The organism is Paenibacillus sp. 01T47 (assembly GCF_056398245.1).
The window spans coordinates 147,424-163,828 of sequence record NZ_JBFTPA010000007.1; the positions used below are offsets into that span (position 1 = coordinate 147,424).

Below are 16,405 nucleotides of genomic sequence, written 5' to 3' on the forward strand. Positions count from 1 at the left end.
ATGATGACAAAAAGAAAAGCGGTCCTTGTTACAGGGTCATTCTTTATCACCTTATTGCTAATTCGAATCATCTGGGCTTTTCTTCAGGCGTCACCAGAGCACCCTCGTGCGGTTCGGGGCGAGTTGGATTTGCGCGGCTTCGACTTCACCAAGGATCGCACGGTTACAGTAGACGGAGATTGGGAGTTCTATCCCGGCAAGTTTGTGATGCAAAGCGAGTCGAACACAATCTCATCCGAAGAGGGAAGAATGTTCATTCATGTTCCCGGAACGTGGAACCTGTCTTTATCCGAGAACAACTCGCCATACGGCTATGGCTCCTATCGTCTGCGCGTCAAGGTCAACCCGGATAATGATCTAACCTATGGCATTCGCGTTTCGAACGTGCGTACTTCGTCTGAACTATATGTGAATGATCGTTTTTTGGCGAGAGAGGGGCAGCCGGCAAAGATCAAACAGCAGTATACAGCCCGAAGCATGCCTTATACCGCTACTTTCAAGGCCGATACAGGCGAAATCGATATTGTCATACAAGTTGCGAATTATGACAACAGTATACGAGGCGGTGTGGTAGGATCAATCAAGTTAGGCAGTGAACTTGCGGTGGACAAAGAAGTAGGGTTTTCCATCAACATGCAGTTAGTCGTATGTGTCGTTCTGATGATTCAGGCCTTGTATACGCTTATTCTGTATGTGATCGGCACCCGACAAAAAGCTTTGATCTACTTCTTTATGCTTGTTGTTAGTGCCGTTGTCATGACACTGCTCGACGATGATAAGCTTTTGCTAGTTTGGCTGCCGGCCATCAACTATGAGTGGTCCATTAAACTCGTTCTTCTGTCCTTTATTGGAGTAGGAGCCTTCCTACTGCAGTTTGCCAAAAGTCTCTTGCCAGAGCATGCGGAAAACAGAGTGTTCCGCTGGTTCCCCTTGCTTTGTTTGATTGCCACACTGCTGATTGTGTTTTTGCCAGCCAGGTACGCACTGAGCGCATTAGCTGTATACTACACCATAGATTTGCTCGCTTGCTTGTACTGTCTGATGTTCTCGCTGCGTACGGCCCTGAAGAGCGATAAGAACGCCATTTATTTGGTCGTTGGTCTAACCTCTGTTTTGACTAATATTATTGGAGGGTACCTCAAGAGTCTGCTAGATATGGGCTATTATCCGATCGACCTGATCGTTGCGTTCCTCGCTTTTGCGTCTTTCTGGTTCAAACGTTATTCCGATACTTTCGCCCAAACGGCGAAGCTCGCCGAGAAGCTTCAGAAAGCGGACAAGCTGAAAGACGATTTCCTGGCCAACACATCCCATGAATTGCGGAATCCGCTGCATGGCATCCTTAACATCGCCCAAACCGTTCTGGATAACGGTATTAGAGATCAGGACGACAAAAACAAAGAGAACATGAAGCTGCTTATTTCCGTAGGCAAGCGAATGTCATACATGCTTAACGATCTGCTGGACATGACGCGGCTTCAGGAGAATGGCATCCGCTTGCATATAGGGAGTGTCCACGTTCAGGGAGTCGCCTCCGGTGTAACCGATATGCTTCGTTTTATGACGGAAGGCAAGTCGATTCGCATCGTCAGCGACATTCCCGACAACTTTCCTAGTGTCATGGCCGATGAAAACCGGCTTACACAAATTTTGTTCAACCTGCTTCACAATGCGGTGAAATATACTGATCAAGGACATATTATAATAAAGGGCGAGGTCAAGGACGGTAAGGCGAGCATTGTCGTCGCCGACACCGGCATCGGGATAGATCTAGAGACACAGCAAAGGATGTTTGCTCCCTACGAGCAGGGGGACCCTGGCATAACGGCAATTGGAGGCGGGCTCGGGCTCGGGTTAAGTATATGCAAGCAGTTGGTGGAGTTGCACGGAAGCACGTTGGAGGTTAACTCCATTCCGGGCCATGGTTCGGTATTCAGCTTTACCTTGCAGTTATCCGATTCATCCATCCGACATTACGAGAAGGCTATGATTGCTCCGGTATCGGGTGTTTATGCAGAAGCGGTGGTTTCCGCTTCCTTTGGACTTCGCGGTGACATTTCCAAACTGGAATCGGCGACCGGTTCAGACCGGCCAAACATTCTGGTCATAGACGACGATGCTGTCAATTTAAGTATATTGAGCAACCTCCTTACTTCGGAAAAGTATAAAGTCGTCACGGCTGCAAACGGGCGTGACGCACTTGCCATACTGAATACGAGAGAATGGGATTTGATCATTACCGACATCATGATGCCACGCATGTCCGGATACGAATTGTCCCGTATCATTCGTGAGCGCTTTTCCGTCACGGAGCTACCCATTCTGCTCTTGACCGCCCGCAGTCGACCGGAAGATATAGATACCGGATTCCTGTCGGGAGCCAACGATTACTTGAGGAAACCGGTAGATGCGCTGGAACTGAAATCCAGGGTACGGGCATTGACTGAATTGAGGCAATCGGTGCGCGAAAGACTGCGCATGGAAGCGGCTTGGCTTCAGGCGCAAATTCAACCGCATTTTCTGTTCAATACGCTTAATTCGATAGCCGCACTCAGCGAAATCGATAATGAGAAAATGAGAGCGTTGCTTGAAGAATTCGGCCATTACTTGCGGGCAAGCTTTGACTTTCGGAATTTGGAACGACTCGTTCCGCTTGAGAATGAGCTTGGTCTTGTCCGCTCATATCTGTATATCGAAAAGGAACGTTTTGAGGACAGAATAAAGATTCGCTGGGATGTGGATGCAAGAATTCATTTGCAAGTTCCACCGCTCTGCATCCAACCTCTTGTCGAGAACGCAATACGACACGGCCTGCTAAGCCGTGTTGAAGGCGGAGAAATTCATATCCGAATTACCGCAAAAGAACATGAGGCGGAAATTTCGGTCACAGATAATGGTATAGGGATGGATGAGGAAACTGTACGGCGCGTCTTGGACAGCCGCTTGGACGTAAAGGCGGGAATCGGCTTGTACAATACGGATCGGCGATTGAAACAACTATACGGCAAGGGATTGCAAATCCGGAGTGTTCCGAATCAAGGCACTATTGTCAGTTTTGTCGTGTCAAAATGAGGGAAGAGAAGAGCATTAATTAAGATCTTAAGATTCTAGTGGATTAATTCTCTCTGCGATTCGTTCACCGAAAGATGGCAATGTGAACGTAAGACGGATTGACGGCAGGAACCGTTAATAGCGAGTATGACGCATGCCGAATTTACGGCATTAATCGTAAGATTGCTCAAAGCGGCCATTCTGATTAATAAGTAAAAAAGAACAGCTCTATGCCGATACATTGATGGACTGGATGGACAAGCAGTTGGTGGTGTATGACAACATTCTTGATTCGGAACTGTCTTTTCCTGAAAAAACTAAAGAAATCATGCTGTTGGAGGCCAAAAATTCAAACATGTTAGCGGATGAATTTCCAAAGGCCCCATCCTCTGAGTTGAGTGGATTGATGCAAATGATGGAGAGCTATAGCGAGCAGAAGGTCGTGCACTTTTTTGAGAAGTTTGTCGCGCTTGGCAAGCAAGAGGGTTATATCCATAAAGGCCAAACAGAAGAGATGTCGATGCGTTACTTCACTATGTTTAAGAATGAAATTGGTCGTCATTGGGAGTCATCGAATCAAGAACACATAACTAGGAGTATGGATCAATTGATGGAGTTGTTCTTTTATGGGTTAGTGGGACAGGTGCAGAAGCAGAAACATGCCAAGGAGCAAAATGGATCTACCTTTTAAAGAGCCCATAAAGCTGGACCTTATCACACAAATCGAGTGAAAACGATAGTTCGCATGATTCATGTTTACAAAGAGAGGGCCGTCCTGCAAAGGAAGGCCTTTTTCTCTCCTTCTCATAATGTCATATGTATTTTATTGTTTTGACCTTTACCTGTAACCTTTCCATAGATAGTAGGCACTTCTATATCATACGGAAGAAAGGAGCGGGAGCATGCTTCAGTATATTGAAGACGCAAAACAAGGGGATCGGCAAGCTTTTGAATCTATTGTCCGGCACTATACAGCAATGGCAAACGCGGTTGCGTACGAGAAGCTGCACGATTTTCAACTAGCGGAAGATGCAGTGCAAGAAGCATTCACTGAAGCCTTTCTGCATTTAAATAAACTGCGAGTAGGAGAAGCATTTCCGGGATGGTTCAAAGCTATTGTGATACGGCAATGTTATCGTATTACGCGTAGAAAGCATCATCCCATCGTGCCTTACGAGGAAGTAGCGCAATCGGCAGAGGCTCAAATTAGTGTCTCTGATATTATTGAGAAAAGAGAGCTGCAGCAGTCCGTTCATGATTCTATAGCTTTATTAACACCGAAAATGAGAATTGCGGTTCAATTGTTTTATATTCAAGGGTATTCTCTTCAAGAAATTTCGAGCTTTGTGGGCACTTCGGTTCCGATATTAAAGAAACGGCTCTTTGATGCTCGTCGTAAATTGAAGGGTGCTCTGCCAGTAGCCGATTTGATCTCCGTATATAATCATTTGTATGTAGGAGGAAAAGGTGTGCTTCATATTGTAAACGGAGATTCAGTAGCAGAGAAGCTGCGGCAAGGCATCGTGCAGGGTGAGATTTTAGTATGGCGGGAAGTGTACCCTCATGGTCCTGTATTTTTAGATTCTGCTGCAGTAGACCATCGTTCTAGACGATCACAATATTTGGAACAAACAATGGGAATCCCTCGCTCTGAGTTTGTTCAGGGTAGTGAAGCGCAGGAGAAAGTGTTGGCTGATTTTCATAAATATGAGGAGATTGTGCTTTGGTTTGAGCATGATTTGTTCGATCAGACGATGCTGTGCTATTTGCTCCATTCGTTCTCAGGGCAGCCTTTGCTGAAAACAAAGCTGAGCTTATTGTGCATCGGGGAATATCCAGGAATTGAACTGTTTCGCGGGTTGGGACAGCTTTCTCGGGAGCAAATGGAGACGTTATCGGGAACTTGGAAATTGATTGGGGCAGAGGAGCTGGACTTAGGCAGAGCGTTTTGGCAAGCCTATACGTCACAGAATCCACAACAGTTGCAGCAATTGTTAAGTCAAGATACGTCCGTGCTGCCATTTGCGCATGATGCCTTCCAATTTCATTTATCACGGTTCCCGTCTACCCACAATGGGCTTGGTATCGTAGAGCAGATAACGCTTGCGATGATCCAGGGGGGAATAAACAGTCCGTATGAATTATTTCAGCATGTTGGAAACAAACTCAACGCCTTGGGTATGGGTGATCTGCAATACTGGCATATTTTAAAGGAAATGTCTCGAGATCCGTATCCATTAATACAAATCGGCGGATTACAGACGATCCCTTCTTATCTCGATTCATCGATATCATTCCGCGATTGTATCGTTACGTTAACCGAATTCGGAAAAAAGGTGTTGGATGGAAAAGAGGACTGGATTGCGAATAAAGGAATAGATGAGTGGTATGGCGGAGTGCATTTGCAGGGATATTTTCCGCGGTGGCGCTGGAATACAATCGAACAAAAGATCATTGAGATAGGCGCAGAAACGTGACCTTATTTAAAAGATAAAGTTTATGCTTAAAGGTGGGGTGGGGAGATGGACAATCGCATCTTAGAAAGAGGCCTATCGATCATATCGCAGTGCAAGGGTCGAACGGGTGATATATGGGAGGCGCATTTTGGGGCGGCAGCAATCGCAAGCTATTTTTTCGTAAAAGAAAACCTGATGCCAGCCGAGACGTCAGCTCGAATTGCAGCAGAATCAGGCGTGATGCTTCGCAGTCGAGCATACGAGCATATCGCTCGCAGCAGAGGAGAGCTGGATGCCGAAATAGCCGAAAAACAAATTCTAGCAGCTCTACTGCCTACAATGGATGGGCTCCACTGGGTCGGACACAATGTTATCTATGCAGCTATCAGTTTGATGGCGATCAGAGAACTTGACGGTTGGGGGCATGCGGATGATATTGAAGGCATTACGAGCTTGATTGCATCTTTTAATAAAACCATTCCCGGAAGGTCATGGCTAGGGTATTCGGCATCGGACGTGAAGCGGCTTGAAGTAGCAGAGAGCGATCGGTTTCCTGCTATTCAAAATGCAGAGCAGCTATCCGAATTTATCATAAATGAACTTTCGTCTTTTCAAACCATTTACAGATCAGAGGCTCACCATGATCTAATTGGACATATGCTAACTTTTTCGCAAGCATTAACAATTTTGCATGAGCTTGGTCATGTCGAATATTTTCTGAAAGGCATTCCCTCTCTTCAAAAGCTGGTTAAAGTTCTTCGTACCAGTCATCACATAAATCCGGAGCAGCCGCCAAAATTGTTCTCTTCAGTAGACCGTTGGCCTCTTCCACTGGCATGTCGATCAGAGTGGCTGCCTATTGAAGATGAATATTGGCTGCAAGGCTTTCAACATACGGATTGGGATTTTGGTCACACATTTAAATTCCCGTACAGCTTTTATAATCATATTAACCGGCTCGACACACCTAACCTTCAAGCAGTGGAAAACTTCCGATACATTATCGGGTAATCACGAGCGCATTAGCGACCGTTGCGATTCCGATGCATTACAGTACGAAGGCGTTAGGGATTTTAGGAAGATCTGTTTTCGCCAAGGCGGATATGTTCATTAAGGCTGTAGGACAGCGAACGACAGAAGTGAATACATTAGAAGTTACAAAGGAAAACGTGTCCCAATTTGCCGGCGTCGTCACGATGCAGTATGAATAATAGAAGAGAAACTCTATGTTATTAAGGGTTAGAGTGTAAAAAAAAATGGCTCCGCGAGATGATCATGTCATCTGCGGAGCCTCTTTTAGCTTGATTTATGTGCAAAGAGTCTGGCTCTAGCCCGCTGCCCAAACGTCTAATTCAATTTTTAATTCGGGCAAACCTAATCCTTTAATATAAGCAACCGTCATGGAGGGAGGCGTTTGGCCAAACACTTTATCCCAAATGGAATAGAAATGATCCCAATCTATTTCTTCCGTAGCCCAAATGTTGATTTTAATGACATGATCAGGAGTTAATTGTTGGGAAGAGAGGATATCAACAATATTACTCATTGTATTGGTTACTTGTTGATTAAAATCGGTAGGAATATTGTTGTTCTGATCAATGCCAATTTGGCCGGAAAACACGTACATCTCCGCATTTCTGCTTATTTTCGTTACATGACTATAGCTGCCAACCGGCTTCGCTATATTTTCCGGATTATATCTATGAACAACATGATTATTTAAATTCATCGTTTGTAACGTCTCCTTATAAATGGAAAATAAATAACTATGAATAGGTTATCTATTTCACTGTATTTTAACTTTTTATGATTGTAGACAGAGCTATCCCGTCTTGATCAATTTTAGAAAAAAACAGCAGTAGAATACCCGATTCCAACAGATAATGATTTAATCGATCTCTTCTTCATCAAGTATCCCTCCTTCATTTATAAGTAAAATAACTTACTGTAGAATAATAACATTGTTGAAGTGAAAAGAATAGCAAGGTTGTTGCATGATCACCAATGAGGTAAAAACTGTTAACTTTGCTTTTTTAGAAGCTGTGCTTGTATATTGTTAGTATATCTTTTATTTTTTAAAGGATTTTATAGGGAACATGCATGGGTTCGTGAAAACTAGAAATGTAGAAAGAGAATAAATACTTTTCTATCGAACCAGCCATATGTGTGGAATAGACAACCGGGAGGAAACAAAATGAGTACACAGAGTCTGGGAGTTCCATTAGAAGGTTTTGCTGAATTTAGTCGAACCGTAGCTGCAGAAGGCGCGGTACTGTTAAAAAATGAAGGACAGGTGCTTCCGCTTCGAGATGGCGAAAACGTTGCTGTTTTTGGCAGAACCCAAGTGAATTACTACCGCAGCGGTACAGGATCAGGCGGGAGCGTCCATGTTTCTTATACAACGAATTTATTAGATGGTCTTCGCGGTAAAAAGAACCTGACAGTCAATGAAGAGCTTGCGGCTGTCTATGAAAAGTGGATTGAGCAAAATCCATTCGATAATGGCGGCGGCGGCTGGGCTGCTGAGCCGTGGCACCAGAAGGAAATGCCGTTAACTGATGAACTAGTGTCGAGCGCAAGAGCTAAATCGAGCAAGGCGATCATTGTGATCGGACGTACAGCGGGAGAAGATCAGGATAATGCCGATGCACCGGGAAGCTATCAGCTGACCTCGGACGAAAAAGCGATGCTGAAGCAGGTAACCGCCTACTTCGAGCAAACCATTGTAGTGCTGAATGTATCGAACATTATTGATATGAGCTGGATGAACGATGAAAGTTATGTCCACCCCATTTCAAGTGCGATCTACTCTTGGCAGGGCGGCATGGAAGGCGGCAACGCCATTGCCGATGTTCTGGCCGGAGAAGTGACTCCGAGCGGTAAATTGACGGATACCATTGCTTATTCCATCGATGATTATCCATCCACTCGAAACTACGGCAATGAATTTAAAAACTTTTATCAAGAAGATATCTATGTAGGCTATCGTTATTTTGAAACATTTTGCCCAGAGAAGGTTCAATATGAATTTGGATACGGGATTTCGTATACCTCATTTAAAGTCGATGCTGAGCAAGCAATATTGACCACTAAAGATGGGAAAAAATACGTTGAAATTGACGTAACGGTTGCCAATTCAGGAGCTGACTACGCGGGTAAAGAGGTCGTGCAGGTTTATTATGAAGCACCGCAAGGGAAATTGGGACAACCGGCTAAAACTTTGGCTGCATTCGGCAAAACCAAAGTGCTTCAAGCAGGTGAATCAGAGCGCCTTACAGTGAGTTTTCCTGTAGATACAATGGCATCTTATGATGACGCTGGTGTGACAGGGCATGCTTCCGCTTATGTTCTAGAAGCGGGAACGTATCGCTTTTATGTAGGAACAAGCGTTAAAAACCTTATTGCAATAAGCGTACAAGGTAAAGACGGTTACGTTGTGGAAGCTCTTGAGGTCGTAGAGCAGCTGCAAGAGGCGCTTGCACCAATAGAGGGCTTTAGCAGAATGAAGCCGGGCGCTCGGAAGGAAGACGGTTCATATGAGCTGATTACGGAAGAAGTACCCACTCGCAGCGTTTCCTTAGCAGAACGAATTGAGAAGAATCTTCCTGCAACACTTAAGCAAACTGGAAACAAAGGATTTAAATTAAGAGATGTTTATGAGCAGAAGGTTGGCATGGAAGCCTTTATCGCTCAGCTTAGCGATCAAGATTTGGCTGCCATTGTCAGAGGAGAGGGCATGAGCAGCCCGCTTGTTACGCCGGGTACAGCTTCGGCTTTTGGCGGAGTAAGCGACAGCTTATTTAATTACGGAATTCCGGTTGCTTGTACAGCAGATGGCCCGTCAGGTATTCGCATGGATAGTGGCCAGAAAGCGACCCAGGTTGCTATTGGCACTTTACTTGCGGCAACTTGGAATGCTGAGCTGGTCGAAGAGCTCTACGTTATGGAAGGGCAAGAATTGTTAAGCAACAACGTGGATGCTCTGCTTGGGCCTGGCCTCAATATTCGCCGCAGCCCGCTGAATGGCCGCAACTTTGAATATTTCTCAGAAGATCCGCTCATTTCCGGCGTATTTGCAGCAGCATGTACTCGAGGAATTATGAAAGGCGGCTCTAATGCTACGCTGAAGCATTTTGCCTGCAACAACCAAGAAAAGCATCGCAGTAAAGTAGACGCTATCGTATCAGAGCGCGCTCTTCGTGAAATTTATTTGAAAGGCTTTGAAATTGCGGTAAAAGAGGGCGGCGCGAATTCGATTATGACCTCCTATAATCCAATTAACGGACATTGGGCGGCTTCTAATTATGATATGAATACTACCGTGCTTCGCGGCGAATGGGGCTTTAAAGGTATTGTCATGACTGACTGGTGGGCCATCATGAACGATGTCGTCAATGGAGGATCAGCGGATCGTAAATATACGAACTGGATGGTTCGTGCACAAAATGATCTGTATATGGTTGTTCCTAACTATGGCGCGGAAATCAATGGCTGGGATGACAATACGATTGAATCGTTGGAGAATGGAACGTTAACAAGGGGCGAGCTTCAACGCTCTGCAATGAACATTTGTGAGTTCATTATGTATGCGCCTGTATTCTCGAGAAAACAAGTCATTGAAGAGAAGGTCGATACATTCAAAGCGAATGCATCTCTATCTCCGGAGCAAGCACAAGTACTTTCCGAGAATGCACAAGTTAAACCAGCGGCAGCAGGATCAAGCTTTATGAAAGTGGATCAAGCTGGCCAATACCGGATTATTGTCAGCATTATGTCTCCTGAGCCTGAACTGGCTCAAAGTGCTTGCAACGTGACACTGAATGATCAATTGATGACGACTATTCAGACGAATGGGACGGAAGGCAAATGGATCAAGCAGAAGCTTGTGAAAGTCGAGCTGGAAGCAGGTCTTTATGAACTGAAGCTGGAATTCATCAAACCAGGCTTGCAAATTGAATGGATCGAATTTAAAAAAGTGTAATGCAGAATAGCTGTGTGTAATACTTACCAGAAAGAACGAGGGCACCCGCAAAGGTGCCCTTTATTTTTGAATGCTTATAAAATCGGTATAGTAATGCTGTGACATCATTGCTCTACAGCTAAGCCCTTTTCTTTGAAGACAGCACTTTATGTATAAAATGCTTAGGCGGAATTTGGCTTGGTGATTGTTTATTGGAATCGTTAGAATGAATGATTAATGCTAGCAGCGCAACGTTTATGGAAGTAGCTGTAGCCTGCGAAACGAGGTAGACATTTTCCCAGTTTGGAGCGAATTTATTTTTATATTCATAAAGCCCCTTGAAGTTATACAGCTTGTTCCCATACTTATAGAGAAGCTTGATGATGTGCGAATCAGTAACGTTAGCAAGCGGAGCCATGCCTAAGCTGCAAACATCATAGGCTTGTTCTTTGGCCCAAAGGAATAGGGAAACAAATAGAACATCCATTGTGCCATGCGGACATGCTTTTGTATAACGCATGAGATCCACCGTTAATCGCCGAAAAACAGATTCTTCTTCCATTGTATTAATAAATGGCTGATGATCCCCTGCAATGGTGACAAACGCTTCATAATTTCCGTCAGGCCCAACAAGCACCGCGACTGGAAAACGCATGACATACTCCTTTGCGAAAGAGCCTACAGAAAAGCTTTTTTCTTTCCGATTACCCAGCCATTCATCTGAAATGTCTTGAAGACGATGGAGGAATGAGTCGGAATATGGCGGGTGCAGAACATCGAAGGTAAACCCGGAGCGTCCAAATTTATTCATGCGATTTCGCAGCTTAAGCCATTGCTTTCCATTCAGTTGAAAGGTAGATAAGTCGACCTGTGCTTCTTCACCGATTTTGGAGCATCGCAGCCCAAGCTTCTCATACAGCGATAGAAATGAGGATTTTGCTTGATAGAACACGGGTATTTGCTTATTTTCAGTGCAGTCCGCTACAAACTGCTCAATAACGCGCCTAGTAAACCGTGGGTTTCCAACAGGGTCGCCAAGTACAATTCTTCTATTTAAGGCTGTGCGGTACACGATCAAAGCCTCGTAATCGGAATCCCAGAACCATTCTTTATCACCAAGGTAGTATAAATGCGTGTGTGAGTTATTGCCGTATCTTTCAAGCAGTTTTGTCAGACGTTCTTCAGAATGGATATCAATCATGGTGAAGCCTCCAAGTAAGCAGTCTCTGGGAGCCAGCTGAAATAATATTTGTCTTCCTATTAAACAGAGATTATAGTTAAAAATTATACCAGTAATACCTATGTTTTAGGTTTTTTTCTTGCGAATATAACGAATGTGGAGGAAGTTTTCATGAAAAAAGCATTGGTCGTAATCGATGTACAGGAAGCCTTTTTTTCGTTGCCGGAAAATTATCTTTACAAAAAAGAAGAGTTGGTAGCGCGGATCAATGAGTGGATTACTGCCGCGCGGGAGGGTAATGTCCCAATCGTTTTTATCCAGCATACGGATTATGACAACGCAGATGATGAATTTTATGTAGATTCACCGGATTGGAAGCTGCATCATGGACTCGACATAAGGGCTGAAGACACCGTGATTCGCAAAACAAGCTGGGATTCGTTTTATGATACTGATCTGGCTTCTACTTTGGAGGAAATGTCGATTGAGCAGCTTATATTTGCTGGAGCACAAACGGAGTTTTGTTTGGACACCACCATTCGGGCAGCCTACAGCCGTGGTTACAAGAACAATATTTTAGCGAAAAACAGCCATAGTACATTAGATAATTCCGTCCTGACTGCACAAAAAATCATCGAACATCATGAGAAGGTTTGGAATAGAAGATTTGTTACTATTCTTGATGTGAATGAAGTGGCACTTTAGGAGCGTAAACTATATTCAAGCCTACTTTTACTAGAAGAAATGATATAATGGTAATAATTTCTAATGGGAGGGGCTTGAAGAAGTGCGTTTAATAAAAAATGCTATATTGCTAGTCTTAATATTTAGTTCTTTATCGTTATTTGAGTATGGGAATTCGGTCAGCGCTGCCAGTAAGCCACTCATTAAGGTCATTGTTGATGGTGCTGAGATTAAATTGCCCGTTAATCCGATCGAGGTTAAGGGCAGCGCAATGCTGCACGCAAAAAGTATTTTTGATGCGCTGAAAATCAGCTCGAAATTCGACAAAAAGCGGATTACAGTGAATCACGGGGGAGTTACTTTTAAAGCAGAAGTAAATCAAACGCGTATTTATATCGGAAATCGAGAGCTTCGTTTGACACAGCCGCCCATTGTAAAGGACGGACGTACTTATGTACCGGCACGATTCATTGCCATTGTACTTGGCAAGGATGTGAAATATGATTCAAAAAATAGCCAACTGGTTTTCGGATTGACTGAAGATGCGAAAAAGGCTTTACTGCGTAGTTTGTTTGAGGCTGCGAGGAAGGGCGATGCCGCTGCGGTTACAAGCTTGATAAAGCGGGGAGCGGACCCGAATGGTAAATTGCTCTTCGAATACTTAGATAATACACCATTAAATTATGCCATCTTAAATAACAGAACGGATGCTGCTCGTGCATTATTAAATGGCGGGGCTACAATTAAGGATGCTGGTCCAGACATAGGTTTCAGTGTAATTGTGCTTCAGAACGCTGAATTGCTGGATTTACTGCTTACGTCAGGTCTAGACCCAAATCACAAGGATAGGACGGGTTCGCTGCTGGAGTCAGCATCAGGCATTATTGGAATTTCTGAGAATGGAACTTTTTCAAAGGACTTGTATCCTTCCCCAGCTCTGGTTAATACATTATTAAAGCACGGAGCTGACCCGGGGATAGACAACTCCCTTTACCGTGCTGTCCATGCTCAAAATTACAGTATTGTACAAGCTCTACTGAAAGCAGGCGCTGATCCTTATAAAGCGAATCAACACGGCACTACACCGTATGATTTAAGTGTTCAGCGAAATATAAACCGTTGGCTGATCATACAGAAAGAACGTGTTGGGCTGCCAACGCTGAGCATTACGGATGCTAAAGGGAACATAGTTGAAAATGGTAATTTAAATCTTCGTTCCATGGATGATCTTAAGAGCCCGCAATCCTATGTTGATTGGACTGCTGGACAAATTCACGTGGATGAACCGAATGGCAAATATCAAATCGTGAACGTAACGGTAGACGGTGGCACATATATTTTACCGCATAGTTTTAACTTTACGATCCAAGGTGAGACGGTAACACCGAGCACGTTAAAATTGCCTGAATTCAATGTCAGTGGTACGTTAAGCAGTGAATTGGTTCCCATAGATGGCGGTTATATTATGCTTTATCATAATCAAACATCTACATTAACTTTTATAAAAATTAATGCGAAGTCGTTTAATCTCTATGCGCCTGCGGGGCAGTATCGGATCGTTGGATACCGTGATGCCTCTAATAAACCGCATAGTGTGGAAGCCGATGTCACCATTACTAATACAGGTGGAGTTCAGGCTATAGCAATCGATTTAAAAAAAGTAGATAACCCTATGAATCCATCATAAAGAGATTTTAAAAAAGGGACCGCCCAAGGCGGTCCCTTTCCATTTGTTAAGACGATTATCCAGAGCGTTTATATAAATAGGGTGGGACGATAAAGGATTTATTATGAAATGGCATTTGGTTAAATAACGAATGCCACCATTCGCAGCCTAGATCGTCCGAAACCGTAAAAAGTTGTGTGTTGATTTCATCTGTTTGCTGTGAAGAAAGCTGGACATGATGAGCCCAGGTATCCAGCAATTCATCCAGCATTAGCTCGACATCCGAAGGCAGCTTCAAATCTGACTCGTAATCGCTCATCCATTTCCCTTCCTTCCTACAGCCTTTTCTTTGGGCAGCATACCAAGCGCTTCGGCAAGCTGACGGCGTGCCAGCAGTATTTTATAGCGAACGGTGCCTGAAGGCAGCCCAAGCGCTGCGCCAATTTCACCGCTTTTCATGCCGCCAACAGCCTTCATGAGCAGTATAGAACGAAGCTCCTCGGGCAATTCTCGGATGGCTGACTCAAGCTCGTGAAACTGCTCACGGCCAGCCAACAATTGTGATAGGTCACCATTCGGACTTGGAAAGCTATACAGCTGGATTTTGGATACAGCTTGTTTATAGCTCTGCGATTTCCGATAATAATCCTTTACCCGATTGGCAGCAATCGAAAATATCCAATACAAATGCTGATCCTCGGGTATACTTTCGACGACATCTTTGCGGTTCCAGATTTTCATGAATACGTCCTGCAGCAGGTCGGAGGCCGTTTCTTTACTTTCTGTTCGTCCGAGCAGATAAGAATAGATTTGCCTTGAATGTGTACGATACAATTGCTGAAACAAAGCCTCTGCGTTTATCGGCATAGCTTGTTTCTCATTCATCATCTCTTGTTTTGATCGTTCCTGTTTTTGAAATAGCAAGGTACTGGAGTAGAGGCACAATAGCCTTCGAAGCTGTTATATCGCCAATGACTACAATCTCGGAAACTTTACTTTTAATTAATTCAAGTTGCACATCATCATCCATTTCGAAATTTCCAATCAGCACCATACACATTTTTTCCTCGACAAATTCAAAGAAGCTGTTGGAGAACGTGTCATCTCCTAGAAATAACCGCACATTGGAGGATGTATTGGAATAATAAATGATTTGACCGAGCATGCGCGATATGGAGCTTCCTAATACGACTTCGCTTCCCTTAGGCAGTATCAGCTGTCCAGCTAAAATGACATCTTGAAACCCAATCTTCTCCACCGGTGAAGTGATGACCGCTTGCCCCGCAATGACGACGATATCCTCAGGAGCACCATTGCTGTTGGCAAAAAACTCGCCTCCCAATGAAACTTGCCCGGACAAGATTTTCACTTTGCCTGCCGTAGAAGGGACTAAACAAACGCATCCAATATTTTGCTGGGGTATGCGATTCAAAGCACTAGCTAGCGATTCTGGGGCAATTATAATACCAATGTTGCTAATGGAGGTCACATTAGCTAGATCCTCAGCTTTCACTCCAGTCAAATCGAGAAGACCCATATTTTCAAGAGCTCTTTCTTGAACATTAGCTTGCTGTACGTTTTCCATACGCTTCACGCTCCCATCATTTTCTAATTACACTAAATATAACGTATGACATTTAAAAGTGTTGGGAGAGAACAAAAAAAGTTAATTAATTGCATCTTTAACGTTGCTTCGTTATCGTAGCATTAAGAGCGATACATTAATGATACGTGTTAGGAGATTCGGGAAATGAAAAAAAAGATCTTGATTGTTGAAGATGATATTCATATATCCAAAATTATTAAAATGAATCTCAACCTTGTGAATTACGATACGGCTGAGGTTTATGACGGCTTGGCGGCGCTGGAGCTGCTTCAGCGGGAAAAGGTTGATCTTATATTGCTGGATGTGATGATCCCTCATTTGGATGGATTTGCGCTGATGGAACGAATTAAGCCGTACCAGATACCCGTTATTTTTTTGACGGCCAAAAACTCTGTCTACGATAAAGTGAATGGATTAAAACTGGGAGCCGATGATTACATGGTTAAGCCTTTCGAGGCTATCGAGCTGCTTGCCCGCATTGAGACGGTATTGCGAAGATACGGCAAAGAAGAAAGTGTATTACAATTTCAATCTATTACAGTCAATATGGATAAACGAGAAGTAACCAGTCAAGGGGAAGTTGTCGAGCTTACGCCGAAGGAATATGAACTGCTTGTTGTTTTGCTGAAAAATAAGAACATTGCCCTCTCGAGAGAGCAGTTCATTAGTAAGGTATGGGGCGGCGACTATTATGGCGAGACGAGAACGGTCGATATGCATATTAAATCGCTGCGCAAGAAGCTAGAGCTGCAGGATTATATCAAGACGATTTATAAACTCGGTTATCGGCTGGAGGATTAAG

At 44.0% G+C, this 16,405-nt stretch carries 12 protein-coding genes and 1 pseudogene; 8 read left to right on the top strand and 5 right to left on the bottom strand.

The window, feature by feature from the left end; genetic code table 11:
* The 4 genes and pseudogenes from AC1DOV_RS16485 (at window position 1) to AC1DOV_RS16500 (ending at window position 6,518) form a co-directional block, all read left to right on the top strand.
* Window positions 1-3,072, top strand: coding sequence for an ATP-binding protein (locus AC1DOV_RS16485; RefSeq protein ID WP_477550476.1), 3,072 nt, complete (start codon window positions 1-3; stop codon window positions 3,070-3,072).
* A gap of 196 nt (window positions 3,073-3,268) precedes the next feature.
* Window positions 3,269-3,742 (top strand): annotated as a pseudogene (locus tag AC1DOV_RS16490) (TetR/AcrR family transcriptional regulator); the annotation flags it as partial.
* Window positions 3,743-3,953: 211 nt separating this feature from the next.
* Window positions 3,954-5,528 carry a sigma-70 family RNA polymerase sigma factor gene (locus AC1DOV_RS16495; protein WP_477550477.1) on the top strand — a complete coding sequence of 525 codons (1,575 nt, stop codon included), beginning with the start codon at window positions 3,954-3,956 and terminating at the stop codon, window positions 5,526-5,528.
* A gap of 45 nt (window positions 5,529-5,573) precedes the next feature.
* The gene (locus tag AC1DOV_RS16500) at window positions 5,574-6,518 is read left to right on the top strand and encodes a hypothetical protein (protein WP_477550478.1); all 945 of its coding nucleotides are present in this window, start codon (window positions 5,574-5,576) and stop codon (window positions 6,516-6,518) included.
* Window positions 6,519-6,834: 316 nt separating this feature from the next.
* Here AC1DOV_RS16500 and AC1DOV_RS16505 read toward each other — a convergent pair whose 3' ends face one another.
* Entirely contained in the window at window positions 6,835-7,236 is a 402-nt protein-coding gene (locus tag AC1DOV_RS16505; protein ID WP_441878249.1) for a RidA family protein, read from the bottom strand.
* A 465-nt stretch (window positions 7,237-7,701) separates the two neighbouring features.
* Here AC1DOV_RS16505 and AC1DOV_RS16510 point away from each other — a divergent pair, with 465 nt between their 5' ends.
* Window positions 7,702-10,488, top strand: coding sequence for a glycoside hydrolase family 3 C-terminal domain-containing protein (locus AC1DOV_RS16510; RefSeq protein WP_477550479.1), 2,787 nt, complete (start codon window positions 7,702-7,704; stop codon window positions 10,486-10,488).
* A gap of 118 nt (window positions 10,489-10,606) precedes the next feature.
* On the opposite strand, the gene AC1DOV_RS16515 is transcribed toward AC1DOV_RS16510, so the two are convergent.
* Complete coding sequence (locus tag AC1DOV_RS16515) at window positions 10,607-11,668, bottom strand: phosphatidylglycerol lysyltransferase domain-containing protein (RefSeq protein WP_441878253.1); 1,062 nt, start codon at window positions 11,666-11,668, stop codon at window positions 10,607-10,609.
* Between the two features lie 150 nt (window positions 11,669-11,818).
* On the opposite strand from AC1DOV_RS16515, the gene AC1DOV_RS16520 reads away from it, so the two are divergent.
* Together AC1DOV_RS16520 and AC1DOV_RS16525 are read left to right on the top strand one after the other, a co-directional pair.
* The gene (locus AC1DOV_RS16520; RefSeq protein ID WP_477550480.1) at window positions 11,819-12,352 is read left to right on the top strand and encodes a cysteine hydrolase family protein; all 534 of its coding nucleotides are present in this window, start codon (window positions 11,819-11,821) and stop codon (window positions 12,350-12,352) included.
* Window positions 12,353-12,434: 82 nt separating this feature from the next.
* Entirely contained in the window at window positions 12,435-14,018 is a 1,584-nt protein-coding gene (locus AC1DOV_RS16525) for a stalk domain-containing protein (protein ID WP_477550481.1), read from the top strand.
* A 55-nt stretch (window positions 14,019-14,073) separates the two neighbouring features.
* Here the strand turns inward: AC1DOV_RS16525 and AC1DOV_RS16530 are convergent, their stop codons facing one another.
* From AC1DOV_RS16530 to AC1DOV_RS16540, 3 genes are read right to left on the bottom strand one after another with little or no spacing between them, the layout of a single operon-like run.
* Window positions 14,074-14,316: a hypothetical protein gene (locus AC1DOV_RS16530; RefSeq protein ID WP_477550482.1), complete on the bottom strand. Its 243-nt coding sequence runs from the start codon at window positions 14,314-14,316 to the stop codon at window positions 14,074-14,076.
* Entirely contained in the window at window positions 14,313-14,885 is a 573-nt protein-coding gene (locus AC1DOV_RS16535; protein ID WP_339205702.1) for an RNA polymerase sigma factor, read from the bottom strand. The genes AC1DOV_RS16530 and AC1DOV_RS16535 overlap by 4 nt, the downstream gene beginning before the upstream one ends.
* A complete protein-coding gene (locus AC1DOV_RS16540) occupies window positions 14,875-15,582 on the bottom strand; it encodes a hypothetical protein (protein WP_477550483.1) in 708 nt (235 codons plus the stop codon). Before AC1DOV_RS16540 ends, AC1DOV_RS16535 begins: the two co-directional genes overlap by 11 nt.
* 165 nt (window positions 15,583-15,747) lie before the next feature.
* Between AC1DOV_RS16540 and AC1DOV_RS16545 the strand changes: the two genes are divergently transcribed.
* Complete coding sequence (locus AC1DOV_RS16545; RefSeq protein WP_076266487.1) at window positions 15,748-16,404, top strand: response regulator transcription factor; 657 nt, start codon at window positions 15,748-15,750, stop codon at window positions 16,402-16,404.
* The last annotated feature ends 1 nt before the right edge of the window (window position 16,405 follow it).

Bases quoted from the DNA above. Each gene is read 5' to 3' on its own strand.
- AC1DOV_RS16485 (WP_477550476.1), top strand. From the start codon at position 1: ATGATGACAAAAAGAAAAGCGGTCCTTGTTACAGGGTCATTCTTTATC.
- AC1DOV_RS16495 (WP_477550477.1), top strand. From the start codon at position 3,954: ATGCTTCAGTATATTGAAGACGCAAAACAAGGGGATCGGCAAGCTTTT.
- AC1DOV_RS16500 (WP_477550478.1), top strand. From the start codon at position 5,574: ATGGACAATCGCATCTTAGAAAGAGGCCTATCGATCATATCGCAGTGC.
- AC1DOV_RS16505 (WP_441878249.1), bottom strand. From the start codon at position 7,236: ATGAATTTAAATAATCATGTTGTTCATAGATATAATCCGGAAAATATA.
- AC1DOV_RS16510 (WP_477550479.1), top strand. From the start codon at position 7,702: ATGAGTACACAGAGTCTGGGAGTTCCATTAGAAGGTTTTGCTGAATTT.
- AC1DOV_RS16515 (WP_441878253.1), bottom strand. From the start codon at position 11,668: ATGATTGATATCCATTCTGAAGAACGTCTGACAAAACTGCTTGAAAGA.
- AC1DOV_RS16520 (WP_477550480.1), top strand. From the start codon at position 11,819: ATGAAAAAAGCATTGGTCGTAATCGATGTACAGGAAGCCTTTTTTTCG.
- AC1DOV_RS16530 (WP_477550482.1), bottom strand. From the start codon at position 14,316: ATGAGCGATTACGAGTCAGATTTGAAGCTGCCTTCGGATGTCGAGCTA.
- AC1DOV_RS16535 (WP_339205702.1), bottom strand. From the start codon at position 14,885: ATGATGAATGAGAAACAAGCTATGCCGATAAACGCAGAGGCTTTGTTT.
- AC1DOV_RS16540 (WP_477550483.1), bottom strand. From the start codon at position 15,582: ATGGAAAACGTACAGCAAGCTAATGTTCAAGAAAGAGCTCTTGAAAAT.
- AC1DOV_RS16545 (WP_076266487.1), top strand. From the start codon at position 15,748: ATGAAAAAAAAGATCTTGATTGTTGAAGATGATATTCATATATCCAAA.